This is a genomic window from Shewanella sp. 553 (assembly GCF_059338375.1).
Window position 1 is genome coordinate 1,555,091 of record NZ_CM181701.1, and the last position, 25,152, is coordinate 1,580,242.

General features: G+C 43.9%; 24 protein-coding genes. 14 read left to right on the plus strand and 10 right to left on the minus strand.

Annotated elements, in window-relative coordinates:
- Nucleotides 1-115: 115 nt before the first annotated feature.
- The 3 genes from AC5YBZ_RS07120 (at nucleotide 116) to AC5YBZ_RS07130 (ending at nucleotide 2,378) form a co-directional block, all read left to right on the plus strand.
- The gene (locus AC5YBZ_RS07120; RefSeq protein WP_494543609.1) at nucleotides 116-475 is read left to right on the plus strand and encodes a hypothetical protein; all 360 of its coding nucleotides are present in this window, start codon (nucleotides 116-118) and stop codon (nucleotides 473-475) included.
- An 88-nt stretch (nucleotides 476-563) separates the two neighbouring features.
- Complete coding sequence (locus AC5YBZ_RS07125) at nucleotides 564-1,043, plus strand: acyl-CoA thioesterase (protein ID WP_494519420.1); 480 nt, start codon at nucleotides 564-566, stop codon at nucleotides 1,041-1,043.
- A 459-nt stretch (nucleotides 1,044-1,502) separates the two neighbouring features.
- Nucleotides 1,503-2,378, plus strand: a complete 876-nt coding sequence (locus AC5YBZ_RS07130) for an NAD(P)-dependent oxidoreductase (protein WP_494543610.1) — start codon at nucleotides 1,503-1,505, stop codon at nucleotides 2,376-2,378.
- A gap of 105 nt (nucleotides 2,379-2,483) precedes the next feature.
- Here the strand turns inward: AC5YBZ_RS07130 and cdd are convergent, their stop codons facing one another.
- Both cdd and sbcB read right to left on the minus strand, forming a co-directional pair.
- Complete coding sequence (gene cdd, locus AC5YBZ_RS07135) at nucleotides 2,484-3,377, minus strand: cytidine deaminase (protein WP_494519418.1); 894 nt, start codon at nucleotides 3,375-3,377, stop codon at nucleotides 2,484-2,486.
- A 96-nt stretch (nucleotides 3,378-3,473) separates the two neighbouring features.
- The gene (sbcB, locus tag AC5YBZ_RS07140; protein ID WP_494519417.1) at nucleotides 3,474-4,886 is read right to left on the minus strand and encodes an exodeoxyribonuclease I; all 1,413 of its coding nucleotides are present in this window, start codon (nucleotides 4,884-4,886) and stop codon (nucleotides 3,474-3,476) included.
- 165 nt (nucleotides 4,887-5,051) lie between these two features.
- On the opposite strand from sbcB, the gene AC5YBZ_RS07145 reads away from it, so the two are divergent.
- The 3 genes from AC5YBZ_RS07145 to AC5YBZ_RS07155 all read left to right on the plus strand — a co-directional run bounded on the left by AC5YBZ_RS07145 (nucleotide 5,052) and on the right by AC5YBZ_RS07155 (nucleotide 7,274).
- Entirely contained in the window at nucleotides 5,052-5,873 is an 822-nt protein-coding gene (locus tag AC5YBZ_RS07145; protein ID WP_494519416.1) for a hypothetical protein, read from the plus strand.
- 78 nt (nucleotides 5,874-5,951) lie between these two features.
- Nucleotides 5,952-6,764, plus strand: coding sequence for a 23S rRNA (guanine(745)-N(1))-methyltransferase (gene rlmA / locus AC5YBZ_RS07150; RefSeq protein WP_494519415.1), 813 nt, complete (start codon nucleotides 5,952-5,954; stop codon nucleotides 6,762-6,764).
- 303 nt (nucleotides 6,765-7,067) lie between these two features.
- Entirely contained in the window at nucleotides 7,068-7,274 is a 207-nt protein-coding gene (locus AC5YBZ_RS07155; RefSeq protein ID WP_028764848.1) for a cold-shock protein, read from the plus strand.
- 374 nt (nucleotides 7,275-7,648) lie between these two features.
- Here AC5YBZ_RS07155 and AC5YBZ_RS07160 read toward each other — a convergent pair whose 3' ends face one another.
- The 4 genes from AC5YBZ_RS07160 to AC5YBZ_RS07175 all read right to left on the minus strand — a co-directional run bounded on the left by AC5YBZ_RS07160 (nucleotide 7,649) and on the right by AC5YBZ_RS07175 (nucleotide 11,177).
- The gene (locus AC5YBZ_RS07160; RefSeq protein WP_494543611.1) at nucleotides 7,649-8,554 is read right to left on the minus strand and encodes an ABC transporter ATP-binding protein; all 906 of its coding nucleotides are present in this window, start codon (nucleotides 8,552-8,554) and stop codon (nucleotides 7,649-7,651) included.
- Nucleotides 8,551-9,387: an ABC transporter permease subunit gene (locus tag AC5YBZ_RS07165; RefSeq protein ID WP_494543612.1), complete on the minus strand. Its 837-nt coding sequence runs from the start codon at nucleotides 9,385-9,387 to the stop codon at nucleotides 8,551-8,553. Before AC5YBZ_RS07165 ends, AC5YBZ_RS07160 begins: the two co-directional genes overlap by 4 nt.
- Before the next feature lie 171 nt (nucleotides 9,388-9,558).
- The gene (locus tag AC5YBZ_RS07170) at nucleotides 9,559-10,242 is read right to left on the minus strand and encodes a YceH family protein (RefSeq protein ID WP_494543613.1); all 684 of its coding nucleotides are present in this window, start codon (nucleotides 10,240-10,242) and stop codon (nucleotides 9,559-9,561) included.
- 101 nt (nucleotides 10,243-10,343) lie between these two features.
- The gene (locus AC5YBZ_RS07175) at nucleotides 10,344-11,177 is read right to left on the minus strand and encodes a CvfB family protein (protein ID WP_494519411.1); all 834 of its coding nucleotides are present in this window, start codon (nucleotides 11,175-11,177) and stop codon (nucleotides 10,344-10,346) included.
- 430 nt (nucleotides 11,178-11,607) lie between these two features.
- Here AC5YBZ_RS07175 and speA point away from each other — a divergent pair, with 430 nt between their 5' ends.
- From speA to pdxH, 4 genes are all read left to right on the plus strand, one after another.
- A complete protein-coding gene (gene speA / locus AC5YBZ_RS07180; RefSeq protein ID WP_494519410.1) occupies nucleotides 11,608-13,521 on the plus strand; it encodes a biosynthetic arginine decarboxylase in 1,914 nt (637 codons plus the stop codon).
- Nucleotides 13,522-13,617: 96 nt separating this feature from the next.
- Nucleotides 13,618-14,538 (plus strand): adenosylmethionine decarboxylase, encoded by a 921-nt coding sequence (locus AC5YBZ_RS07185; RefSeq protein WP_494543614.1) that lies wholly within the window; start codon nucleotides 13,618-13,620, stop codon nucleotides 14,536-14,538.
- A gap of 28 nt (nucleotides 14,539-14,566) precedes the next feature.
- Nucleotides 14,567-15,490, plus strand: a complete 924-nt coding sequence (speB, locus tag AC5YBZ_RS07190; RefSeq protein WP_494519408.1) for an agmatinase — start codon at nucleotides 14,567-14,569, stop codon at nucleotides 15,488-15,490.
- Between the two features lie 59 nt (nucleotides 15,491-15,549).
- Entirely contained in the window at nucleotides 15,550-16,191 is a 642-nt protein-coding gene (pdxH, locus tag AC5YBZ_RS07195) for a pyridoxamine 5'-phosphate oxidase (RefSeq protein ID WP_494543615.1), read from the plus strand.
- Nucleotides 16,192-16,370: 179 nt separating this feature from the next.
- On the opposite strand, the gene AC5YBZ_RS07200 is transcribed toward pdxH, so the two are convergent.
- A complete protein-coding gene (locus AC5YBZ_RS07200) occupies nucleotides 16,371-17,147 on the minus strand; it encodes a hypothetical protein (RefSeq protein WP_494543616.1) in 777 nt (258 codons plus the stop codon).
- A 232-nt stretch (nucleotides 17,148-17,379) separates the two neighbouring features.
- On the opposite strand from AC5YBZ_RS07200, the gene cysB reads away from it, so the two are divergent.
- Nucleotides 17,380-18,354 carry an HTH-type transcriptional regulator CysB gene (cysB, locus tag AC5YBZ_RS07205; RefSeq protein ID WP_494519405.1) on the plus strand — a complete coding sequence of 325 codons (975 nt, stop codon included), beginning with the start codon at nucleotides 17,380-17,382 and terminating at the stop codon, nucleotides 18,352-18,354.
- 256 nt (nucleotides 18,355-18,610) lie between these two features.
- On the opposite strand, the gene AC5YBZ_RS07210 is transcribed toward cysB, so the two are convergent.
- Nucleotides 18,611-19,987: an L-serine ammonia-lyase gene (locus AC5YBZ_RS07210; protein WP_494543617.1), complete on the minus strand. Its 1,377-nt coding sequence runs from the start codon at nucleotides 19,985-19,987 to the stop codon at nucleotides 18,611-18,613.
- 354 nt (nucleotides 19,988-20,341) lie between these two features.
- On the opposite strand from AC5YBZ_RS07210, the gene nagZ reads away from it, so the two are divergent.
- The 3 genes from nagZ (at nucleotide 20,342) to AC5YBZ_RS07225 (ending at nucleotide 22,826) form a co-directional block, all read left to right on the plus strand.
- Nucleotides 20,342-21,355 (plus strand): beta-N-acetylhexosaminidase, encoded by a 1,014-nt coding sequence (nagZ, locus tag AC5YBZ_RS07215; protein ID WP_494543618.1) that lies wholly within the window; start codon nucleotides 20,342-20,344, stop codon nucleotides 21,353-21,355.
- 75 nt (nucleotides 21,356-21,430) lie between these two features.
- Nucleotides 21,431-21,985 carry an alpha/beta hydrolase YcfP gene (ycfP, locus tag AC5YBZ_RS07220; protein ID WP_494543619.1) on the plus strand — a complete coding sequence of 185 codons (555 nt, stop codon included), beginning with the start codon at nucleotides 21,431-21,433 and terminating at the stop codon, nucleotides 21,983-21,985.
- 571 nt (nucleotides 21,986-22,556) lie between these two features.
- The gene (locus AC5YBZ_RS07225; RefSeq protein ID WP_494519401.1) at nucleotides 22,557-22,826 is read left to right on the plus strand and encodes an acylphosphatase; all 270 of its coding nucleotides are present in this window, start codon (nucleotides 22,557-22,559) and stop codon (nucleotides 22,824-22,826) included.
- A gap of 158 nt (nucleotides 22,827-22,984) precedes the next feature.
- On the opposite strand, the gene AC5YBZ_RS07230 is transcribed toward AC5YBZ_RS07225, so the two are convergent.
- Nucleotides 22,985-23,638, minus strand: coding sequence for a c-type cytochrome (locus AC5YBZ_RS07230; RefSeq protein ID WP_494519400.1), 654 nt, complete (start codon nucleotides 23,636-23,638; stop codon nucleotides 22,985-22,987).
- A gap of 5 nt (nucleotides 23,639-23,643) precedes the next feature.
- Nucleotides 23,644-24,957, minus strand: coding sequence for a molybdopterin-dependent oxidoreductase (locus AC5YBZ_RS07235; protein WP_494543620.1), 1,314 nt, complete (start codon nucleotides 24,955-24,957; stop codon nucleotides 23,644-23,646).
- Between the last annotated feature and the right edge of the window lie 195 nt (nucleotides 24,958-25,152).

The following is a 25,152-nucleotide window of genomic DNA, read 5'->3' on the forward strand; positions in this document are numbered from 1 at the left end:
GTGATTAACGCTAGATGATATAAGGGTTAATGTTAATTCATCTCTATTGGCAAGCCCGCGGTATCGGTAGATAATCCGACTCTGTTTAGATTACAGCTATGATTAGGAAACTACCGTGCTAAATATATTCGTTACGCCTTTAATGCTAATTGTGGGGGCTTTAACTGCGAATTTAAGTACTATGATCCGTGGCGAAAGCAAGCTAAAGCTCAATATAGGAATGAAAACCTTTGTCTGCGCTGCCACAGCATTTGCATCTGTGTGGTTTGCGCTGCTAGTCACGGCGATTTATACCGGTGGCGATACCAATACGCTTGCCGGGGTTGAGGTCTTAATGTTGTTTCTTACTGGCCTGATAGCCTATCGCCTGTTGAAACTCGATCGCTTTATTACTGCTTCGGTGCAATTGTGGCTATTTCGCTTAGCATTACCGTTAATCCTATTTTCATGTTGGTTAGTGATGATGTTTGCTTAATATTACAGCGTAAATCGTCAATCTTAGATATTCGATTTACGCTATTTGCAGTACACTTTAATCAGGTGATCATACAGAGTTAAATTACATGGCTGGAACAGAAAGAAACATCACACTACGATTTTTAGCCGAGCCGGCCGATGTCAATTTTGGAGGGAAAGTTCACGGTGGCGCCGTGATGAAGTGGATCGATTTAGCTGCCTATGCCTGTGCAGCTGGATGGAGTGGTAAATATTGTATTACTGTCTATGCTGGCGGGATTCGTTTTGTTAAGCCTATTCATGTAGGCAATATTGTCGAAGTTAGCGCCAAAGTGGTTTATACCGGACGTACGTCAATGCATTTGGGGATTGATGTAAAAGCGGGTGACCCAAAACATGCCGAGCGTCATCTGACAACACATTGCGTGGTGATCATGGTCGCAGTGGATGATGATGGGCAGCCGACAGAGGTACCTGAATGGATACCGCAGACAGACGGTGATAAAGAGATGCGTGAATCGGCTATTCGATTAATGGATATGCGTAAAAAAATTGGGGCAGAGATGGCGGCGCATCTAAAGCCCTAATCGATTGAAATAAAGGTGCCAATGGGCACCTTTTTTATGCTCAGCTATTCATCATGGCCACACTCTACAGCTAAAAATCTAATGTGACTCTCATCAGTTTCATTTTGAATACAGGCCTCATTCAGCCTATTTCCTTTCAGTTAATTGCCACTAAGCGTGAACATGGCCGAATGCATGAATCTCATCACTTTCAGCAACAAATAAACCTTTACGCCCTGATAGACTTCCTTGTTTTGGCATTACTATGCGCACAGCGTACAAGCCATCATTGCGGCAGTAAGTTATATGATGCATATTGAGCTTCATTTGAGCTCATTGTTCACGGTTACATAGGCCTATCAATCTCTTTTTAAAAGGCCTTTTTTAAAGACTCATTTTTAAAGGTACAATGTGTTGTACCCACAATTTAAGCCGTATTTTTCGACGGTAAAAACATCAATTAAAAAGATAGGACTACAAATGGCAAAGATCGCATTTTTAGGGTTAGGCGTCATGGGTTTCCCAATGGCGGGTCATCTAGTGAAACAGGGGCATGAGGTAACAGTTTATAATCGCACTACAGCAAAGGCGGTAGCTTGGGCAGCAGAGTTCGGTGGACAATACCAAGCAACCCCATTCGATGCTGCTAAAGGACAAGATTTTGTCTTTGTTTGTGTTGGTAATGATGATGACTTACGTGCGGTTATCTTAGGTGAGCAGGGGGCATTGGCGGCGATGCTGCCTGGTAGCGTATTGGTTGACCATACCACAGCTTCAGCCGACGTTGCGCGTGAGATTGGCGCAGCAGCGGCAGCTAAAGATGTTGGTTTTATCGACGCGCCAGTCTCTGGCGGTCAAGCGGGCGCAGAAAATGGCGTATTGACTGTGATGGTCGGCGGTGCACAAACCACGTTTGATGCCGCTAAACCTGTGATGCAAGCCTACGCACGTTGTGCTGAGCGGTTAGGTGAGGTTGGCAGTGGCCAGCTGACTAAAATGGTTAACCAAATTTGTATTGCCGGTGTAGTCCAAGGGCTTGCTGAAGGATTACACTTTGCGCGAAGTGCAGGGCTTGATGGCGAAAAAGTGGTTGAGGTGATCAGCAAAGGCGCGGCGCAGTCTTGGCAAATGGAAAATCGTTATCAGACCATGTGGCAAGGGGAATATAATTTAGGTTTTGCCGTTGATTGGATGCGTAAAGATTTAGGTATTGCATTAGATGAGGCTAGACGTAATGGCTCGCAGCTGCCTTTAACCGCCTTGGTGGATCAATTTTATTGTGACGTGCAGGCCAGTGGTGGCCAGCGCTGGGATACCTCTAGCTTGTTATCGCGTTTAGAAAGACACCGTAAATAAGCATATCAGGCCGTTGTGATGACATAGTCGGTTAATGCTCAGGTGAGTACATAGGAAAAGGACTGCAATGCAGTCCTTTTTGTTATTGGGCTCAATTAAAGGTGTTTATTTGCTTGGTTCGAGCACGATATGCTCAAGTTCCACTGGCGCAGAGGCATGCAAGGCGTCCATTGAGGCTCCGACCAAGGAAATCTTTCCCTCACCCGATTCGACCAATACTGCACGTTTTATTTCACTAAAGTCACGGTTGTGACGCACCATGGCAGATAACGCCATCTGCATCGGTAGCATAGACGGATTAAAGGCGGCGTTTTCGGCGTAACGTCCACAGAAGGTTTGCCCATCACGGGTTTCGAGCACGACGGCGGCATAACTGCCAGTGTAAGGGGCATAACTTAAGCTGGCATGATCCAACGCCTCAATTACCATGGGATCTGTACTATCTAGCGCAAGTTCATGTTGTTGCTTAGACAATAATGGCTGAGTGATATTTAGATCGCTTGGGCCAAACGCATAAGGTAAGTAATGTGACAGTGGTTGAGTGGTCTGATTCGGTAGATGGATTTTGATTTGCTGGCCCGCAACTAACTCATTCATAAACTGGCGACAATGTCCGCAAGGGGACTCATTGACTATGATATCTTCGATGACGCTTTCACCACTTAACCAAGCATGGCTAATGGCGCTTTGTTCGGCGTGAACACTGTGGAAAAGGGCCTCGCCATCTAGCTCAATATTCCCGCCCATGTAAATGTCGCCGCTTTTGCCCTTGGCAATGGCACCGACATAAAATTCACTGATGGGGGGCTTTGCTAACGCCGCAGCCACAGGCAACAGTGCTAAGAGTAGTTGATTAATGGGTAATTGAGTGACTTTAACTAAATCGGCAATTTGTTGTGCATCGATATGACCGGCAAAGTCGTCATTTAAGATGGGTACTAACTTATCAGCCAAGGTCGATGGTAGCTGAGCTATGCAGTGAATAAATCTATCTTGCATGAGCTATTTCCTTAATGGTTAGGCAATTGATAAATCATTTTAGTAATTAAGTTACTGAGTAAATGCGATCAGGCTCGCATTTACTCAGCTTGTTAACTATAGGTTGCTAAGATAATGACATAAGGCTTGAAGTAATTTCTGCTTTTCTTCATCACCCTCAGTATCGTTGAGCAGGGTTTCCAGTTTTATCATGTAATCGGGGTCATTGAGGCGCTGCTGACAGAATTCACGCCAGCGGTATTGCTCTGAGTCATCTAGCGTTTCAGGGTAGTTACGTGCACGATATCTAAATAGCATCTCTTTAAGGCGAGGATCGTCAAAATTCAGTTCCAGTGCGGCTAGATTGTGTGGCTGGGTATGACGAATGATCTCCATCTTATTCTTATCGGCACTACTGAAAAAACCACCGCTATATAGCTGTAAATCGGGGTCGCTTATTTCATTGTCATGTTCCGTATCGAATACAGCTACCAGTTTTTCTCGGATCTCTGGATGTTGCCTTAAACGCTTGTATTGCTCCCTGGCAAATATTTTATCTATGTTTAGCCGCTCGGCATTGTCATCGGTTAAGGTTTTTGCTGGCGCAATGAACGGGCATTTATTGATGTGGACTTGTTTTAATCCAATAGGGAGTTCATCTGGCGCCAAATCTGTGCGGGGCGTATACATACGTTGTTTTATCTGCTCAACATCGAGCTCGATAAGGGGGGTTACATCCATGGTCAAATTGACACAAATAATCGCATTTTTATTGGTATTATGATGGGCAACCGGTGCAATGAGAGTGGTGCAGCCATGTAACGCGCTGATTTTTGAACTGACATGCAGCAAAGGTTGCATATTGAGTACATCGATATGTTTAGCTACTTCAGCCTTTTTGCGTAGGCCAAAATAAAACTCAAATAGCTTAGGCTGTGTCTGTTTTATCAGTTTCGCCATGGCAATGGTGGCATACACATCTGACATCGCATCATGTGCTTTTTCATGGCTGAGATTATTAGCTCGTGTAAGATGCTCGAGCTTAAAACTAGGGCTGCCATCATCTTTTGTTGGCCAATTGATACCTTCAGGACGTAGTGCATAGCAGGCTCTGACCAGATCGATAATGTCCCAGCGAGAATTACCTTGTTGCCATTCTCTGGCGTAGGGATCAAAAAAGTTTCGATAAAACCCATAACGGCTAACTTCGTCATCAAATCTAATGGAGTTGTAACCCGCTACACAGGTGTTAGGCACAGAAAATAGCTCATGCACTTTGGCCATAAATTCGGCTTCAGGCACCCCTTTCATGTTTGCCAATTGTGGCGTTATGCCAGTGATTAAAATCGCTTCTGGGGAAGGTAAATAATCACTGGCGACTTTACAATAAAAGGTTACGGGTTCTGAAATGATATTGAGATCTAAATCAGTACGGATCCCAGCAAATTGTGACGGTCTATCCTTCGCAGGATTAGCGCCAAATGTTTCATAATCGTGCCAAAAAATAGTTGCTGAATGAGTCGATGACATAGAAAAAACTACAGAGTGAATATTGTTGCCTATCATAGCATCGACAAACTATTAAGTGCCATTGCAAGCCAATATTTATCGCTACTAGGCTGAGTTTAAGCCTCTTTAGAATTAGCAGAAATGTGTCAACAAAGGTACAATAATGCTCTATCTAAAGGGAATATCATGTTTGAATCGTTACTTACGCAACCACAGTTAATCGACATTTCGACAGCCTCTCGTCTGGTATTAACCCTTAATGAACAGGTAAGCGAACATTGTTTATTACAGACAATGGATGGCCATATTGCTGAGTTTGTTGTCGTTGAAGATTCTGGAGCAGCGAGTGGATTAATAGCTCGTGTCCATCCTTTATTGCAGCTGAATCTTGTACCGCTTGATGATATTCCTATGCCATATCTAACTCCTAGGTTGTTTCGAGGGCTTGGACAAGGGGCTCGCTTATTTACTGGATTAGGTTATTCACTCTCGTTATGTATCAGTTTACTCCGTCAAGGATTGAACATTTATATTGAGCCTATAGAAACACAATTACGTTTTTCGATTGATTCAGGTTGCAGATGGCAGCTCATTGAACTCGAAAAAGATCTTCGTTTATTTGGCGGCCCTAACGCTTTAAGACGTGCACAGACGATACTTGCACACCCGTTTGATTTTGCATCGAATGAGCAAGGTTTGTTATTAGAACTTAGTGAGCTCGACATGGTGCGTCGAGAGCTGAGCCGTTTTGCTAGTGATAATGGTATTAAGCATCAAAGTAGCATTATTGACCTGATGACAAACCTTGATAAGCAATTGCATCGCCGTCAGCAATTGATTGCCAGGCATTATCAGCAATCGGCTGAACGTACTAATTGGCATTATGCAGCTAATCAGGTGGAACACTCAGACTTGCTGCAGCGTAAACTGGCCTCTTACCAATTACTCGCACCGCCAGAGCTTAATGCTATGGTAGAGCAAATATTGGTTGATGATAACGACGATTAGTCATCGTTAACCATAAGCCAGATTCAATGTTGATTATTTTAAACTCTATTTTTAAGTTTCTCTTTTGGAAATAACACAATGAACTACCGTTGCCCTATTTGTCAGCAACCTTTAAGTCTTAAGCAAACGACTTGGTACTGCTTAAATAACCATCGATTTGATTGCGCCAAAGAGGGGTATGTTAATTTATTACCCGTACAGAAAAAACGCTCGAAAGATCCTGGCGATAACAAAGAGATGATGTTCGCTCGTCGTGAATTTCTTAACAAAGGTTATTATCAAGTCATGAGCGATCGTGTTAATCAACTCGCCGCTGAATATGGGGAACAGGCCACATCTGGACTGGATATTGGTTGTGGCGAAGGGTATTACTCACATAGATTACATCAAGCGATGGCTCAGCGTGGGGCATTTACTTTGAATGGTGTCGATATTTCGAAATCCGCGTTAAAGTACGCGGCTAAACGTTATCCAGATATCGATTTTTGTGTCGCTAGCAGTTTTGAGATGCCTTTTGAGGACAAGAGTTTCGATCTGCTGCTACGAATTTATGCGCCGTCACTGGATGCTGAGCTCAGACGGGTAGCTAAAAGCGGTGCAACGTTAATTACTGTGTCGGCCGGGCCTCAACATCACTTCGCTCTTAAAGAGTTGATTTATGATAATCCTCGACCACAGCCAGACATTATCAGTCAGATAGCGGGATTTACTCATCTTTATAGTGAGCGGGTAGAGCAGAATTTGCAGTTAAACGATAGCGCGGATATTCAACATTTTTTGACCATGACCCCCTACAGCTGGAAGTTAACGGATGAACAAAAACAGAGGTTGATGAGTGGATCTCTTAGTTGTGAGCTCGATTTTAAAATTGAGGTTTTTCGCGCCAGCTAAATTGTTAGCTATTGTTTAGGTTATTAATTTTTTTACTTAGAAAAAAATAGGTTGTTTGTTAGGCCTCATTCTTTGGCATGATTTCGAACAACTGACAGAAATTAAAGTAAAAAACCATATTTAGTATGCCTAATGGCTGTTGACATACCGCCAGAATGATTTATAGTGATTACAGCTTGAAAGTTGGGCTTAACTTTATGTGTTCAATACGACCAGTTCGTCCTGTTAACATAAGTAAAACCGGCATTTTCCAGCTCTACTGCCGTTTAAGGCTTTATTTTATTTAGTTACAGGATTTATATCATGTCTCAAGTTACTGGCGTTGTTAAGTGGTTCAACTCTGACAAAGGTTTTGGATTTATCGAGCAAGAGTCTGGCCCAGACGTTTTCGTTCACTTCCGTGCAATCAACTCTGACGGTTTCAAAACTCTTGACGAAGGTCAGAAAGTACAGTTCACTGTGACTCAAGGTCAAAAAGGTCCACAAGCTGAGAACGTAACTGTTCTTTAAGCTGACCTTTTAGTAGCATTTAGCTACTGAACAGAATTGTAAGAGCTGCTATTCATAGTGGCTCTTTTTTTTGCCTGTGTTTCCCAATAACATTTTCTATCTTTGGCCTCTAGTTTGTCATCGGCCCTCTATCGACCGACTAATACCTACTCACCACTAGCTTGACACTTTTGTGTTAACTTAAATGTCTCCAGAACAAACCGCCTCGTTGTAATCAATCGCCTTCACGTTGAGCCTTAAGCTCTTTTTGATGCCTGCTTTAGTGCACCAAGCTAAATGGTCCATGTTGCTGAATGAGAGCTGATAAAAAAAGCCAGCGCATTGGCGCTGGCTTTTTAAGTGTGATCACTGGTTTGATAAATACAATAAGTGGGTTATTCGTTAGAGAACAGCTTATCTTCTAAGGTTCTACCACGCTGTAAAGTACGATATGTCCAGCCTTGTGATGAAAACAGTTTAAATAACTGACTTTCGAGCTCGTAGTCTTGCATTAAGTTGTACTGGATCACAAACTCGTTGTATTGGCTGTTTTTAATACTGTTAACTTGCGGCCACATCGAAAGTTGCGTGACGAGCGCCTCTGTATCGCAATGTTGCATGGTTAAGGTTAAGTATTGTGTTGCTTGCTCATCTTTAATCGACACTGATTGATTCAAGCTGCCTTTATCAAGATAGAGCACTTTATCGCACAGTTTTTCCAGTTCATCGAGATTATGAGAGCTGATCACAAAGGTAGTTTGATGTGATTGGTTTCGTACTAGCTCTCTAATGGCTTTGGCATTGGCGGGATCGAGTCCTGCTGTGGGTTCATCGAGTAAGACTAATTGAGGTGAGCCAATCAAGGCTTGCGCGATAGAAACTCGTTTACTCATGCCATGGCTGAGTGCCAAGGGCTTATGTTTGGCTATCTCATTGAGAGCCACAAGGTTAAGTACGCGTTCACATTCAACTAAGGCTGCTTGTTTATTAAAGCCTTGTAATTGTGCGAATAAGGCCAGTTGTGCTTCTATCGTCAAATTAGGATCTAAGCGTGCGTCTTGGGGCAACGCGGCAACTTTTCCGAGTAGTGCTTTACTGCCGGGACGATGACCTAAAATGTGTATCTCACCTTGGGTGGGACTTATATAGCCACACAATAATGAAAAAAGTGTAGTTTTGCCCGCGCCATTGGGGCCTACCAATGCCACAGCCTGCCCAGCTTCAAGCTCAAAACTCACTTGATCTAATGCGCGTTTGTGACCGTAAGATTTACCAACGTTGTGACAGTTAATAAGGCTCATAATGCGATCCTCGCCATGTAAGTTCTTCCTAATATCAATAGTACCGCTGCTTGAACTAGCGGAATGGATGCAATAGGCAGGCTGCTAACCCCATGGGTATTGATCATCATCGACAGCTGTGCACCAGGAGCGAGCCATTGCAGTAGGTTGCTCAGTCCAGGTAGGTAATAATCCACAATATTGTTAATAATACTGATACCTGCCAGCAGGAGTACGGCATAAATGGTGGCCTGACGTGCAGTATTAGCGTATAGCGATAAGATGGCCATTAAAGCGGTATAAGGGAGCAGCACTATCATGATGTTCACAAACACAAAGAGACTTGAGCCTAGAGCTGGCAATATGGCACTGATATCGCGGTAGGCGACGAGTAACAAAGTCGCAAATAAGGTGAGTAACAGTAGAAGCGCTTGGATCAATAAGTAGCTAGTAAAACGGCCAAAAAATAGCGTATCCCGACTGGTGCGCAAAGTTAAAAAGCGAAAAGTACCTCTCGCCCTGTCGGAGGCAAATTGGTCAGCGCTGACTAAAATACTAAATAGAGGAAACAAATATAAGGCGGCAATCCACACAATTGCCATTTCAGGCACTTGCCAAGTAAACAGTTCGCTGACTGAATTTTCACCAAATAGAGCAGTAATAAATTGTTTAAATTCAGTTGAAAACAGGTACACAGAAGCTTCCTTTACTGGATACCATAAAATCAGTAACCAAACAAAGGCAAATGCGATAACCGCAACTAATCCTCGCGTGCTGAATAAGATTTTTTTTAGCTCAAAACGGGCCAACAGTAATGCCCCTGAAACTGAACCTTTTGGGCTGACAGTATCCAATGATTAATCCTTAATCTAAATTGACCGCGCTACACTAATATGAGGTGTGTAGCTGCAAAGTATTGATGTTATTAATGGCGACGCAGCATTGCTGCAGTGGAGCAAATCTAAATCGTTATCTCGATTTACCTCTGCTTGAGGTCTATTTTCTAATCAATATAAGCCGTTGGGTTATTTAATATGATTGGTTTTATGATTCAGTAGCCTTGCTAACTGTTCTTTTAGCTCTGCCACTTCGAGTTCTAATTTTTCAACACGGTCGATAAGTTGTTCAGTGTCTGAAGACTCTGGGTGAATGGTGTCACTTGATGTCTGTGTGGTACTGGTGGCGGTCTGTTGACTGAACTTTATGCCGGGTTGACTGATTAACTCGGTAAAACGGCACTCCCGCTTACCTGGCTCTCGTGGTAATTGCTGCACGAGTGGTACCTGTTTATCACTGAGGCCCTTTAAGGCTTGTTCGACTTCGGCGACATCGGCAAAGGCGTGGAGACGATTACTACGTGTTCGTAGTTCACCAGGTGTTTGCGGGCCACGCAGAAGTAATAAACAGATAATGGCGACTTGGGCTGATGTTAATTGCAGATCGCTAAATTCGGTATTGCAAAAGCGATGTTTATACTTAACGACTCGTGAGCCGAAGCCGCTTTGCTCGGCAATGAGGCGTTTTTTACTCAGTGAATCTAAGGTGATTTGGGTATCGTTTTCATTCAAAGCCATCACGGGATCTCGGCTCGACTTTTGGTTACACGCTAACGTTAAGCTGTTGAGTGACAATGGATATTGTTCAGGGGTGGTAATTTCTTTTTCTAAAAGACAACCAATGATACGTGCTTCATAAGGGGTCAGATTCATAGGTGTAGGATATTCCGTATAAAAAAGCATAGCTTTGTTATATCAGAGCTATGCTTTTATGCAAAGGCAATCCTAATCAAGGAGGACTTATTGCGGGTTATCTATTCAACTAAACGAATACCGTCGCTGTCGATAGTGATCTTTTGCACCTTATACAGGCCGCCAATGCTCTTTTTAAAGGCTTTTTTACTCATGCCCAGCGCGGCATAAATATGTTCGGCATCGGTTTTATCTGTAAGAGCTAAAAAACCGCCTGCTTGTTTGAGTTTGATAATAATGGTGTTGGCATGCTTATCGAGTTCTTCTTTAACACCTCGTTGTAATACCAAATCAATTTTATCGTCACTTCTTACACGCTTAATAAAACCTTTGAGACGTTGGCCAAAACGCAGTTCTCTAAATACTTCATTTTTATAGATAACCCCCCAATGAGCATGGTTAATGATGGCCTTGTAGCCTAAATCGGTCGTTCCACCGATGATTAAGTTGACCTCTTGACCATTGGTGTAAGGAGGTGGCGTTTTGTCTAAAAACTTATCTACTTTCGATGAGGCAACAATGCGTTCATCGGCGCTATTAAGGTAGACATAAACTAAATAAGAGCGACCAACTTCAATCTCTTTATGTTGTTCACCAAAGGGTAAAAACAGATCTTTATCCAGTCCCCAGTCCAGAAATGCACCAAATGGACCGGTAGCCACGCATTTTAAGTAGGCAAATTGGCCCACTTCGACTTTAGGGATCTTGGTGGTCGCAATTACCATGTCTTCTGAATCAAGATAGAGGAACACATCGATTTTATCACCGATGTTAAACTGCTTAGGCGCCACTTTTTTAGGCAGTAGCACTTGGCCTAATTCGTGCGCATTTAAGTACACACCGAAATCGACTTGTTTGACGATCTCGAGGTTACAGGATTTTCCTATCTCAATCATGGGATTCTCTATGGTATTGGCTAACAAACTCGACTGCGGATTATAGTGGAATTTTACTTAAGATGCTGCATTACGGCTAAGTTTAAATGGTTTATTTTTTTATGGAGTTAATCGCTGCACCTTGCTCGCTACAGCACTAAAAGTCGGTTGCAATAAAGTGTAATCCCCCTTGCGCTAAATTATTGTGATAATGTTACTTGCATTGAGTGAGTTTCGAGGTTTTAATTGCGCGCCTTTTTTACTTTAAAACAGAGTCAATCTAGGTGGATAAATGACGGGGACTCGGAGTTTTTCTTCGATAGCTGACACTCTAAAATAGTGTTGATGTTGCGGCTTATTTACCCGATATGGTGCGATATTGAGTAACATTAATGTGTTGGTAAGCAAGCTGCTTACTGAATATAAATGTCAATAGACAGGTTGAGAAAATATGAGTAATTGGTCTATTCAAGATGCTTACGCTGGTTATAACGTTAATTACTGGAGCTCTGGGCTCTACGGCATAAGCGAGGCCGGTGAGGTGACGGTATCTCCCGATCCGAATCATCCTGAGTACAGCATTGGGTTAAATGAGTTAGCCAAGGATATGGTTAAGTCAGGTGTGGCTTTACCAGTATTAGTGCGTTTCCCGCAGATCCTTCATCACAGAGTCAATAGTCTGTGTCATGCGTTTAACCAAGCCATTGAACGTTACGAATATCAGTCAGATTATTTGTTAGTTTATCCGATTAAGGTTAATCAGCAACAAACAGTGGTTGAAGAGATCTTAGCTAGCCAAGTCTCAAAGGAAGTGCCGCAATTAGGGCTGGAAGCGGGCAGTAAGCCTGAGTTAATGGCAGTACTGGCCATGGCGCAAAAAGCTAGCTCGGTGATTATCTGCAACGGTTACAAAGATGTCGAATATATTCGTCTGGCGTTAATAGGCGAAAAACTGGGTCACAGCGTCTATATTGTGCTCGAGAAACTCTCTGAACTGAAAGTCGTACTCGAAGAAGCCAAAAAGTTGGGCGTCACACCGCGTTTGGGTTTACGGGTGCGCTTAGCATTCCAAGGCAAAGGCAAGTGGCAAGCCAGTGGTGGAGAAAAATCTAAATTTGGTTTATCTGCGGCGCAAGTGTTAACCGTTATTGACTCATTAAAAGCCAATAATATGTTGGATTGCTTACAGTTGTTACACTTCCACTTAGGTTCGCAAATCGCCAATATTCGCGATATTCGCAGTGGTGTAAGTGAAGCAGGACGCTTTTACTGTGAGCTGCAAAAGCTGGGCGCTAATGTCAAATGTTTCGATGTCGGTGGCGGTCTCGCGGTTGATTATGATGGCACTCGTAGCCAAAGCAGTAATTCAATGAACTACGGCTTGACTGAATATGCCAATAATATTGTTAGTGTGCTTAAAGATATGTGCACCGAGTATGGTCAGCCCATGCCAAGGTTGATTTCTGAGTCTGGCCGCTATTTAACGGCGCACCATGCGGTGTTGATCACCGATGTCATCGGCACAGAAGCCTATAAGTGTGAACAGATTGAGCAGCCGAGTGACGACGCTCCCCAACAACTTAAAAATATGTGGCAATCATGGACAGAAGTGAGCGTACGTGCCGACCAGCGTGCCTTGATTGAAATTTATCATGATGTGCAAAGTGATTTGACTGAAGTTCATTCACTGTTTGCGCTTGGGCAAGTGAGTCTAGCCGACCGAGCCTGGGCCGAACAGATGAATCTGCGTGTTTGCTACGAACTCAAAGGAGTGATGAGCAGTAAATATCGCTTCCATCGCCCAGTGATCGATGAGTTAAATGAGAAGCTAGCCGACAAATTCTTCGTTAACTTTTCACTGTTTCAGTCGCTGCCAGATGCCTGGGGGATCGATCAGGTTTTCCCTGTGATGCCACTAAGTGGCTTAGATAAAGAACCTGAACGCCGCGCGGTGATGTTAGACATCACCTGTGACTCAGATGGCATTGTCGATCAATACGTTGACGGTCAAGGTATTGAAACCACGCTTCCTGTCCCTGCATGGAGCGCTGAAAGCCCCTACCTAATAGGTTTCTTCTTGGTGGGCGCTTATCAAGAGATTTTGGGCGATATGCACAACCTATTTGGCGATACTAATTCTGCCGTTGTGCGCCTGGAAGACAATGGTGTGGTCAATATAGAATCAGTGCTTGCTGGTGATACCGTCGCCGACGTTCTGCGTTACGTTAACCTTGATGCAGTTTCGTTTATGCGTACCTATGAAGAACTGGTCAATCAACACATTGAAGAGGGTGAGCGGGCCAATATTTTAGAAGAGCTGCAGCTAGGTCTAAAAGGCTACACCTATTTGGAAGATTTTTCTTAAGCACATCATCATAATGGTATGCAGCATAAAGCCAGATATAAACCTATGCTAAAGCTGGCTTTATGCACTTTGATGGATTGTTAGGTAGTTAAGACTATGTTGTTTGAAGGCGCAGAGAAGCGGTTAGAGATGGTGATTGACGATGCCAGTGCATCGCTGCGCGGTTTTACTCGTGAATTTTGGTCATCAGCCTTGGCGAAAGCCGGAGCCGAGATATTGTCGGTGCAGACTAATGCCGACTGTGACGCTTATGTATTGAGTGAGTCGAGCTTATTTGTTTGGCATAACAAACTGCTATTGATCACCTGCGGTAATACCAGTTTAGTCGATACGGCTTTGCATATTGTAAAAAGCATTGGCATTGACCATATTGTTTGGTTTAGCTATCAACGCAAGAGCGAACTGTTTCCTCATCTGCAGGCGACTCGCTTTGAAGAGGATATTGATCGATTAAAGCTGTCTATTGCTGGGCAGGCTTATCGTATCGGTGATCTGGACAGCCACCATCATTATCTTTTTTGTAGCGCATCATCTTCCCACAGTCAGTACAGCTGCGCGTTACAGCTTTACCATATAAAGGGTGACGTGGCCGATTATCTGCGTGGGCCGCAGCAGTGTAAAGCCACTATTTTATCCTTATTACAACTGTCTGTTATCTGGCCTGAGTTTACCTTTGATGACTATCTATTTAGCCCCATGGGATATTCGGTTAACGGCATTCATGGGCGCGAATACATTACCCTGCACATTACGCCACAACAGCCTAGCTCATATGTCAGCATAGAGACCAATATGAGGGCGGGGCACCGGCTAATGGATGGGTTAAACTCATTAATTACTATTTTTAAACCAAGTAGTTGGGATATGGTAGGTGTTAATGCTCCGTTAAGTCATAACGAGTTTATGGCCTCGCAATTATTGGCGCAAAACCACTTAGCATTAAACGATACCAATACCCTTTATATTAGCCATTACAAACCGCACGTTAGCGAACCGCTAACGGTAGTGAGCTTGTGATCATTAGTTAACAACATATGGAGCAGCCATGACCACGATTGCAGATAAGCCTGACTATTCGCTTTATTCCAATGCATTTGGTTACTTAAGACAACCTCTGGATTTTAAACCACTGCAAAGCGATGCCGATGTGGTGATATTGGGTTTACCGTTTGATATGGCAACCACGGGTCGTTCTGGTGGTCGAATGGGGCCAGGTGCGATTCGTCAAGCCTCGGTTAATCTAGCTTGGGAAGAGCAGCGTTGGCCTTGGGATTTTAAATTAAGCGAACGCCTTAAAATGGTCGATGCCGGCGATCTGGTATACGACTGCGGTGATGCGGCAGATTTTACCCAAAGAGTAGAAGATTTTGCTACAGCCATTATCAGTTCAGGTAAGGCGATGCTGAGCTTTGGTGGGGATCACTTTGTGACCTTACCCTTGTTAAGGGCACACTATAAAAAACACGGTAAAATGGCCTTGTTACATTTTGATGCCCATACTGATACCTATTCTCAGGGCAGCAAGTATGATCATGGCACGATGTTTTACCATGCGCCGAATGAAGGCATTATCGATGCTGCTCATTCGATTCAAATTGGTATTCGCACCGATTTCGATACCAGTAACCATCTATTTAAGGTGATTGATGCCGCGACAGCCAATGATTTAAGTGCCGATGATATTGTGGCGCAAATTAAGGCGCGAGTGGGTGATATGCCACTTTATGTCACCTTCGACATTGACTGCCTCGATCCTGCCTATGCGCCAGGTACCGGCACCCCTGTGTGCGGCGGTTTAACCAGCGATAAAGCGATGAAAATCATTCGTGGCCTGCGCGGAATGAACGTGGTGGGCATGGATGTTGTAGAAGTGGCGCCAGCCTACGATTCGGCGGAGATCACGGCGTTAGCAGGCGCAACGTTAGGACTAGAAATGCTGCATGTGTGGGCTAGTGCGCATAAAAAGTAATTGCCATAGCGCACTTGACGACAGTGCTTTGATCCCATTTAGCAAGGAAAGGTAGAGAGATGTCTAAGATCAGTGATATCAGGCGAGAATATACTTTAGGCGGCTTACATCGCGATGAGCTCCCTGAACACCCGATGGCGTTATTCGAAACCTGGCTAGAGCAAATTCGTGATGCCGAGGTGTTGACCGATCCCACCGCCATGTCTGTTGCCACGGTGGATGAAACGGGGCAACCTTTTCAGCGTATCGTATTGCTTAAACGGTTTGATAATGACGGTTTTGTCTTTTTTACCAATCTTGCGAGTCGTAAGGCGGAGCAGATTGCCCACAACGCTAAAGTGAGTCTGTTGTTTCCATGGCATGCATTAGAGCGACAGGTGGCGGTTACGGGGGTTGCTGAGCAGTTGTCGACTGCAGAGGTGTTAAAGTACTTTATTACTCGCCCCAAAGAGAGCCAGATAGCTGCGTGGGTATCTAAGCAATCGAGTAAAATTTCGGCAAGACAAGCGCTGGAAAGCAAATTTGCGGAAATGAAAGCAAAATTTAGTCAAGGTGAAGTACCTTTGCCAAAGTTTTGGGGCGGTTATCTAGTGCATCCATCGAGCATAGAGTTTTGGCAAGGTGGAGAGCATCGTTTACACGATCGCTTTTTATACACTAAACAGGATAAAGGTTGGGAGATTGACCGTCTAGCGCCTTAAGCTGCTTAGTCTTTTTGAGGCTTAGTCTTTTTGAGTTAGTCTTTTGAGCTAAGCGACTGACTTAGTCATCTTAGCTACGCTTGCGACTCTCTTTAGTATGAAACTAAAAAATCGCCCATCAACGGGCGATTTTTTTTATGAGTAGTATTGATGCGTACGCTGTTAGTTTGTGATCAGCGTTACCATTTTTTCTTCGGTTGGAACAATACATCAATATCATCATCATCGTTTTTAGGCTTTGGAGCGTTAGGCGCTGCTTGCTTCTGTGCCCCCATGATCTCATCGAGTAATATTTTTGCTTCATCGACCTTTTTGGAAATAAAGGGGTCGTTAGGGGTCATGGCTTTTATGGTATGCAAGGTCGCCAGCGCCTTGGTCACCATCTGTTTAGATGAGCCGTACTGTTTCATAAAGCTGGCACTACGGGCGCGCGATAGCATAGAGTCGACATTAATTCTTAATTGTAAATTGTCGATCCGAGCCTCTTCTTGAGCAAAAATGGTGGGATCAATTTTGCCTTTATTATGCTCAGCTCTCAAAATGGCTTTAAGCTTTTTAAGCACTTGCACTAAGGTGAGGATCTGTTTGTCTGTGTCGGGTAAGCGAAAGCTTTCTACCGACGGATTTTGTTTTGTGCCGTTATTTAGCGCTTCGATTTGCGCATTTATGTCTTGTAAGCGACGTTGATAATCCGTTGCCTGATTACCTCCAAGGTTTACTGACAGTGACAACGCCTCTTGAACGCGTTTATAGAGGATAAGCACGATATTGGTAGAGCAGGGAAACATACCTGTGCAAGACAATACGGTTTCAGTTTCATCTATTATGGCTCTCTGTCTGGCTAATTCTGTTCTTCTTTCTGCCTCGGCGCGTTCTTTCTGCTGTTGGATAACATTGATACCGATAACCAGTAGAAGTAATGCACCGATGAGGATTAGAACCAAAGTAAATATCATAGGTCTACCATAATTTATGCAATTCCGTTAATGCTACTATAAATCAACACTCTAGCATAGCTATCTTAGTCTAGCTTTGTGCTAATGTCGTGTGATCTGCCACAACTCTATGCTATATTCTATTTGCTTTAATTTTTTTCGTATACTATAACTAATTCTTATACTTAGGTTCCGATTTTAGGTGGTGTTAAGCCTTGGAGCACAGACTTTGCTATTTGCTAAAGGATAGACGATGAAGCTGCAGCAACTTAGATATATCGCCGAAGTGGTTAATCATAACCTAAATGTTTCTGCCACTGCTGAAAATTTATATACATCGCAGCCAGGGATCAGTAAACAAGTCAGGATGCTCGAGGATGAACTGGGTATTCAAATCTTTGGTCGTAGTGGTAAACACCTTACCCATGTGACACCTGCAGGCTTGCAGGTGATCAGTATTGCTAATGATATTCTTGGTAAAGTAGAGAGTATCAAAAAAGTGGCAGAGGAATACACTAAGCCTGATCAGGGCGAGTTAAATATTGCCACCACAGATACTCAGGCGCGTTACGCCTTGCCTAATATTATTCGTGGTTTTATTGATCGCTATCCTAAAGTGAATTTGCATATGCATCAAGGCACGCCCTCGCAGATAAGTGAATTAGCCGCCAGAGGTGATGCTGATTTTGCTATCGCAACTGAAGGGATGCACTTGTATTCAGACTTAATTATGCTGCCCTGTTATCATTGGAATCGCTCAATTGTAGTGCTTAAAGATCATCCATTAGCAACACGGTCAAAGATCAGTATTGAAGATTTAGGCCGCTTTCCATTAGTCACTTATGTCTTTGGTTTCGATAGAGAGTCTGAAATCGAGAAAGCCTTTAATCAGGCGGGTATCGATCCCAGAGTGGTGTTTACTGCTACCAGTGCTGATGTATTAAAAACTTATGTTCGCTTAGGCTTAGGGGTGGGCGTTATCGCCTCTATGGCAATCGATCCTGTGATAGACAAAGATTTGGTGGCTATCGATGCCAGTCATCTTTTTGCCCACAGCACCACTAAAATTGGTTTCAGAAAAGGTAACTTCTTACGTACATATATGTATGAGTTTATAGAACATTTTGCGCCTCACTTGACTAAAGACATCGTTGAGAAGGCGGTTGCATTGCGTGATCCGCAGCTGATTGAAAATTTGTTTGCCGATGTTGAGTTGCCTATACGCTAGTCGTTTGGATCTTACCTGAGATGCTGCGATTATATGCTAGACAACTCCTCATAGCCCGATCGAAAGAGATAATCGATAACAACATATTGTGACATAAACCGATAGAGACAAAAAAACTCGCCAAGGCGAGTTTTTTTGTGAATCATTATTAGCAAAAAAGCGTTTGACGCTTAGTGCCTTCTTTTTGCTCGTTTATGTTCAAGCTCCATACCCGCGTACGGCTAAGCCTACAGACGACAAAGGCAAAATTACCAGCTTAACACTCTACAATGTTAACCGCTAAACCACCTTTGGCAGTTTCTTTGTATTTACTGCGCATGTCTTTACCTGTATCCATCATGGTCTTAATCACCTTGTCTAATGACACCTTATGGTTACCATCACCGCGCATCGCTAGGCGAGAGGCATTAATAGCCTTAACAGCTCCCATAGCGTTGCGTTCAATACATGGCACTTGCACTAAGCCTCCAACGGGATCGCAGGTTAAACCTAGGTTATGTTCCATGCCAATTTCAGCGGCGTTTTCTACATGTTCTACAGTGCCACCCATGATCTCGGTCAATGCTGCTGCGGCCATAGAGCAGGCTACACCAACCTCTCCCTGACAACCCACTTCGGCGCCAGAAATCGAAGCGTTTTTCTTATATAAAATCCCGATAGCCGCAGCGGTTAATAAGTATTGGCAGCAGATATCGATATCGACTTCCTGAACAAAAGTATCGTAATAACATAATACCGCAGGAATAATGCCCGCCGCGCCGTTAGTGGGGGCGGTAACCACGCGATCGCCCGCCGCATTTTGCTCATTCACGGCTAATGCAAATAGGTCGACCCAGTCGAGTGCCGTTAACGGATCGACAGAGTTTTTGCCTTCGGCTTTAAGGCGACGATAAAGGGCTGGGGCACGGCGACGTAATTTGAGGCCACCAGGCAAAATGCCTTCTTTTTGATAGCCGCGTTCAACGCAAGTTTTCATGGTTTGCCAGATATGCCATAAGCGCTGTTTAATTTCTTGCTCTTCACCCACCGAGCGCTCATTTGCCATCATCAGTGCTGATATGCTTAAACCGTTATCGACACACATGCTGAGTAATTCAGTGGCACTATTAAAATCGTAAGGAGCAGCCTCTATAGGCGCTGCTGGAGAGGCGTTTTTAGCTAAAATTTCATCTTCATCGAGAATAAAACCGCCACCCACAGAATAATAAGTACGCTGATAGATACACAGTCCTTTTTCATAGGCATATAGCGTCATCGCATTGGCATGGGCGGGTAAACTCTTACGTCTGTGGTAGGTAATGCCATGCTCGCGGCTGAAGCGAACCACTTTTTGATTTGGCATGTTCAATGATTGAGTGTCGTTAACATGAGCTAAAATTTCATCGATAGAATCGGTGTCTACGGTTTCGGGATCTTCACCCATTAGTCCTAAAATAACGGCTTTACCCGTACCGTGGCCTTTACCTGTTTGTCCAAGCGACCCAAAGAGTTCAGATCTTAGCTCATCGGTTGCTGCCAAATGACCATGCTTTTCTAAATCTTTGATAAAGATATTACCGGCTTTCATCGGCCCCACAGTATGTGAGCTCGATGGTCCAATACCAATTTTAAACATGTCAAATACGCTAATCATTTATAAAACCCTGCTTTTGTTCATGGTGATCGTTATTCAATCTTATAATTTTAGGTCTATACATCAGTTTATGCTGACCAAACCTGTGAAAATGTTATGCTAAGTGTGTCAGCAAATTAAGATTGATAAAGTAGCAGTATCCCATACTTTTGCACTATATTTCGCATTAGTTATTTTTGGGGAAGGGTGTTCGGATTAGGCATATTATGTATATGTATCTTGCAGCGTGAAGCAATTTTAATCAATTGAATCCATTTCTTTTAAGATACATATATTTATCGTTAATCGATATTTTTTGATTTATATATTACAGTACAGATAGCCTTGGTGTTAACCATGTTTTAGGGAGATAAAGTGAGCTATTTAATGATGGATCTGCTGTCGACAACCTTGTCTGAACAGGAGAATACCCAGTTACAGCATCCTATGGTCGGCGGGATAATTTTATTTAGCCGTAATTATCATGACCGGGCACAGTTATGTGAGCTGGTGGCCTCCATCCGAGCACTACAGCCCGATCTGTTAATTGCCGTTGACCATGAAGGTGGACGAGTACAACGCTTTATCGATGGTTTTAGCCGCATTCCTGCCATGGGCGACATCTTGCCAAAAGCCAATGGCGATATTGAGCAGGCTAGGCTGTGGGCTCGCGAGCTGGGTTTTTTAATGGCAGTTGAGCTATTGAGCTGTGATATTGACTTAAGCTTCGCGCCAGTGCTTGACCTTAATCGGATAAGTCAAGTGATCGGCACGCGTGCCTTTAGTGGTCACCCCCAAGAAGTGATCAGCTTAGCCTATGCCTTTATTGAGGGGATGAGCAGCGCAGGTATGGCTGCGGTAGGTAAACATTTTCCCGGACATGGTAGTGTCGCTGCAGACTCTCACATCGCCCAACCGGTGGACTCAAGATCAGAGCAAGAGATTAGACAGCTCGATATGCTGCCCTTTAAGCAGCTCATTGCCGAGCAACGATTGCAGGGGATTATGCCTGCCCACGTGATTTACGATAGCGTCGATCCTAATCCCGCCGGTTTTTCTCATTACTGGTTACAAGAAGTACTGCGTAGCGAGTTACAGTTTAATGGGGTGATCTTTTCTGATGATCTTGGCATGAAAGGGGCGGGGGTGGTCGGGGGTTATCGGCAGCGTGCCAAAGCCGCACTCGATGCGGGATGCGATATGATTTTAGTATGTAACGATAACCTAGGCGTCACCGAGTTGCTCAGCGATTTTAGTTGGCCAACTTGCTCGCCTAAGGCATCGGTTTCGCAATTACGCGCCGATCCGGTGCAAGTTGCGATCGCGCTTCAAGATGAGGTTCGTTGGCATAAGGCTAAATTGCTAGCCGAGAAAATGGTAATGAACTAACTTTGATATAGCGCAAATAGTAGCAGTAGTAAGTTAGCTAAAGTTAATGTTCAATCTTTATCAATAGGTGACAGGATGATCCTCTATTTTCACGGCTTCGATGCAACCAGTCCGGGTAATCACGAAAAAATGCGTCAATTACAGTTTATTGATAATGATGTGCGTTTGGTCAGTTATAGTACTCTGCATCCTAAGCATGATATGCAACACTTGTTACATGAAGTGAATCGCCAATTACAAGTGTGTGACGATCCGCATCCTATCGCCATTGGTGTCGGCTTGGGTGCATATTGGGCTGAACGTATTGGCTTTTTAAATGGCCTTAAAACGGTATTAATTAATCCCAATATTCATCCAGAAATTACCATGGTGGAAAAAATCGATCGCCCTGAGGAGTACGCTGATATTGCCAATAAGTGTGTGAGTCAATTTCGCGCTAAGCATCGTGGTAATGGTTTGTGTATTTTATCGCGCCATGATGAAGTGAATGATAACCAAGCAGTGGCCGCGGCGTTAAGCCCTTATTATGAAATACTGTGGGATGAAGAACAGCGCCACAAATTTGCCTCACTATCGGCTCACCTTGCGCGTATTAGTGATTTTAAGTTAGCTCCACCCGATTTTGGCTGAGCCTCATTTAGCTGAGCAACTTGCTTGCTCAGCTAAATGAATGTCATCTTATTTTTAATATGTGTTGGCTGAGTCATTTGGCTCTGGCAACGTCTGCCTTAGAACATGGTTTTATTCAAGTTCATTTTAGTGCGACGTTTGCTCGGTATTTTTAACCTCCGTTTTTAAATCTTTCTTTTCCTCCTTAGTCATTAGCCATTTAACTGTAGTGGTCAACTTTTTTGGCTACTGTTTACTCCAGCTTTCTTCATCAGTGGTTGATTGTTTTTTATCGGTAAGATGAGAGAAGCGTGTATTTAACATAGTTCAGGCTAAAATTTACGCTTATTCGTATATTTTCTTTATCTGGATATAGCGTTAATCACAGCTTTTGTGATACAAAATGATACATATTATTCTGTTTTGGGTTTAATCGCCCGTTCCTGTTTGCGTATGTCGCCCGATGCAGCTAACCACTTTATTAGTTAGCTGTTTTTTTTGCCTAAATTTTGCCCATCTTGAAACTTTAGGTTATCTTCAAAGGGGCAAGTGAGATTATATTTAACTGTCGGGTTGAGCAAATGAGGCATAAATGAAACGGGTATTACTGACGATATCGGGTAAAGTCCAAGGTGTTTGTTTTAGGCGCTATAGCCTGCAAAAAGCTAATGAATTTGGGCTGACAGGTTATGTGAAAAACCTCGATAATGGCGACGTTGCCGTGTTATTACAGGGAGGCAGTAATGCTGTCGATCGATTTATCGCTTGGAGTCATCAAGGGGCACCTCAATCTCTTGTTCAAGATGTGTTAGTGGAAGAAGATGAGGCTGATGATATCTACCTCGACTTTTCGATACATTGAGGCCGATGGGCTTTACTTTGTGATCAAGCTCTATAAGTTCGAGCCTTTAAAATAGATCAATATTTGTGTGCAGAGCCCCCATGATCCAAAGAGAAGGTAGCAAGTTCACAGGTTAGTGATCTATTGAAACACTTTTGCGCAAAAGACTAACTCATCGATTACAAGCCATAATAGGTAGAGAGATAGACTAAAATAGCCTCGCGATCTTCAGCATTTAACTCATCCATTCCCTGCTCATCGATCATCCACTGCAACGTTTCATCCCAACTTGCTTTGCTTAATCCTTGTTGTGCTACGAGGTGCAGCGAGTGACAAGCGGAGCAAACCGCAGCGACGAGATCCATGTTCTCTCCAGGTGTCAAAATACCATCTCCGGCTGATTTGACTGGTGAGCCAGATGCTTGCGTGGTCCAATTTGGCGGCACAGGGTTTTTAGTTGCTAGCCACGCTATGATTGCTGCGCGGGCACCAGGGTCTGTTACACCTGGAAATACCATCTTGGTACCGAGCGCAAATTCACTGGGTGACGCCAAAAACGCATCGAGCTTTGGCGCATTCCACTTTCCCTTAATTTGCTTTAAAGCATCACTGTAATTAAAGCCGTCGAAACTGGCGATGTTCCTGTCAGCCAAGCCCCATAACGGTGGCCCTATGACCTCGACACCGTTGGGAGAAAATTGATGGCATGATTTGCAAACCATAGCTTGTTGTTCACCGGCTAAAATCAACGCATCGTTTGCTGAAAGTGGTAAGCTAATCAACAAGTAAAATGAGAGCGGGAAAACCCGCTCAAATAGTTTTCTTTTATTCATTGCTATCAACCTTTAACCACTAATGCCACACGGTGAAAGGTATTATTAAGGTAGCCTTTCGGATTCCAAGCAATGGCAAATGGCTGGCTGATCCCACGATCATCGACAGCTTTAGCCCATACTTCATAGTATCCTGGTTGAGGGAACTTCACTTTAGTATTAAAGGTTTGCCAAGCACCTTCATTTGCTGGTGCGGCAAGTGAGGCATTGGTCCAAGTTGCGCCAAAGTCGATAGAAATTTGTACTTTATCAACCTTGCGATCGCCAGACCAAGCATGACCGCGCACTAAGACTTCGCTACCATAAACATCGGTATTGGTTTGTGGCGAGGTGATCAGTGATTTGACTGGCATACGTTCGATAATCTCGAAATCTTCATTAGCGACTTTTTCACCCGGTGCAACAGGGCGATTAGGTACACGGTAAGCGGTACCGGTCATTTTAGGACCATCATGTATCTGATCTCTAATTTGAATACGTGTCAGCCACTTTTGTGAGCACGAGCCCGGCCAACCAGGCACGACTAAGCGAAGAGGTGCACCATTCATCGGGTGAAGTGGTTTTCCGTTTTGTTCAAAGGCGATAAGGTTTTCATTGCCCATGGCTTTTGTTATGGGGAGGCCCCGGGAGATGGGGAGTTTTCCCTCATCGCCAGAGAGGTGCTTATCGGCGCCGTAGTGAGCCGTATAGACTGCGCCATCCTTAACTCCAGCAGCCTTAAGCACATCAGCGAGTCGCACACCTGTCCAGCTCGAACATGCTACTGCCCCGTATGTCCATTGATTACCTTTGGCTTTGGGTTCAAAGAAAGCACGGCCATTACCACCACACTCCACTAATAGCTGTTGTTCTACTACATCGAAATTCTGCTTGAGATCATTGATGCTGAGTGTCAAAGGCTTATCGACCAATCCATTAATGGTTAAGGTCCAGCGTTCGGCGTTGACCGCAGTCGGTGGAATACCGTTGTTGCGAATAAAATGGCGTGAGGTTGGGGTGATGTCGTCATTCAACAGGTGAGGTGGCGTCTCTGCGTTCATCGGCCTGTCGTTGAGTACTGTCAGACCCTCTTTTCCTTCAATCACTACATCATCGAGGCCTTCTGCAAACGCCGCAGGGATCATACCTGCTGGCATGTTGCGATGAAAGGGGATAGCTCCTCCCAGTACTGCCGCCATCGTCGCCAGACCTGCTCCTTTCAAAAAACCGCGGCGGTCGGGATAGCTGACTCTACCGAAGATTTTTTCATCGGCTGATTCAGGATTTTTCGCGTAATACTCGAAGATACCTTTGCGCTTTTTTTGCTTTCTGTCATCCATATTAAGGTTCCTTTTTAGTCAACGTCTAAGCGGCACGCGTTTATTGAAAGTCAGACGAGTCGGTCTCAATAAAGTACGATTCAATGATGCTGCTAATCTGTAATATTAGTTGACTATATGGCCTTAACAAGATTGATTGCTAAAAATGTTTTAGTAAAACGGCAATGGATATTTGCCGAAAAGAGTGGAGTCTTT

Bases quoted from the DNA above. Each gene is read 5' to 3' on its own strand.
- AC5YBZ_RS07125 (WP_494519420.1), top strand. From the start codon at position 564: ATGGCTGGAACAGAAAGAAACATCACACTACGATTTTTAGCCGAGCCG.
- AC5YBZ_RS07130 (WP_494543610.1), top strand. From the start codon at position 1,503: ATGGCAAAGATCGCATTTTTAGGGTTAGGCGTCATGGGTTTCCCAATG.
- cdd (WP_494519418.1), bottom strand. From the start codon at position 3,377: ATGCAAGATAGATTTATTCACTGCATAGCTCAGCTACCATCGACCTTG.
- sbcB (WP_494519417.1), bottom strand. From the start codon at position 4,886: ATGTCATCGACTCATTCAGCAACTATTTTTTGGCACGATTATGAAACA.
- AC5YBZ_RS07145 (WP_494519416.1), top strand. From the start codon at position 5,052: ATGTTTGAATCGTTACTTACGCAACCACAGTTAATCGACATTTCGACA.
- rlmA (WP_494519415.1), top strand. From the start codon at position 5,952: ATGAACTACCGTTGCCCTATTTGTCAGCAACCTTTAAGTCTTAAGCAA.
- AC5YBZ_RS07155 (WP_028764848.1), top strand. From the start codon at position 7,068: ATGTCTCAAGTTACTGGCGTTGTTAAGTGGTTCAACTCTGACAAAGGT.
- AC5YBZ_RS07160 (WP_494543611.1), bottom strand. From the start codon at position 8,554: ATGAGCCTTATTAACTGTCACAACGTTGGTAAATCTTACGGTCACAAA.
- AC5YBZ_RS07170 (WP_494543613.1), bottom strand. From the start codon at position 10,242: ATGAATCTGACCCCTTATGAAGCACGTATCATTGGTTGTCTTTTAGAA.
- AC5YBZ_RS07175 (WP_494519411.1), bottom strand. From the start codon at position 11,177: ATGATTGAGATAGGAAAATCCTGTAACCTCGAGATCGTCAAACAAGTC.
- speA (WP_494519410.1), top strand. From the start codon at position 11,608: ATGAGTAATTGGTCTATTCAAGATGCTTACGCTGGTTATAACGTTAAT.
- AC5YBZ_RS07185 (WP_494543614.1), top strand. From the start codon at position 13,618: ATGTTGTTTGAAGGCGCAGAGAAGCGGTTAGAGATGGTGATTGACGAT.
- speB (WP_494519408.1), top strand. From the start codon at position 14,567: ATGACCACGATTGCAGATAAGCCTGACTATTCGCTTTATTCCAATGCA.
- pdxH (WP_494543615.1), top strand. From the start codon at position 15,550: ATGTCTAAGATCAGTGATATCAGGCGAGAATATACTTTAGGCGGCTTA.
- AC5YBZ_RS07200 (WP_494543616.1), bottom strand. From the start codon at position 17,147: ATGATATTTACTTTGGTTCTAATCCTCATCGGTGCATTACTTCTACTG.
- cysB (WP_494519405.1), top strand. From the start codon at position 17,380: ATGAAGCTGCAGCAACTTAGATATATCGCCGAAGTGGTTAATCATAAC.
- AC5YBZ_RS07210 (WP_494543617.1), bottom strand. From the start codon at position 19,987: ATGATTAGCGTATTTGACATGTTTAAAATTGGTATTGGACCATCGAGC.
- ycfP (WP_494543619.1), top strand. From the start codon at position 21,431: ATGATCCTCTATTTTCACGGCTTCGATGCAACCAGTCCGGGTAATCAC.
- AC5YBZ_RS07225 (WP_494519401.1), top strand. From the start codon at position 22,557: ATGAAACGGGTATTACTGACGATATCGGGTAAAGTCCAAGGTGTTTGT.
- AC5YBZ_RS07230 (WP_494519400.1), bottom strand. From the start codon at position 23,638: ATGAATAAAAGAAAACTATTTGAGCGGGTTTTCCCGCTCTCATTTTAC.
- AC5YBZ_RS07235 (WP_494543620.1), bottom strand. From the start codon at position 24,957: ATGGATGACAGAAAGCAAAAAAAGCGCAAAGGTATCTTCGAGTATTAC.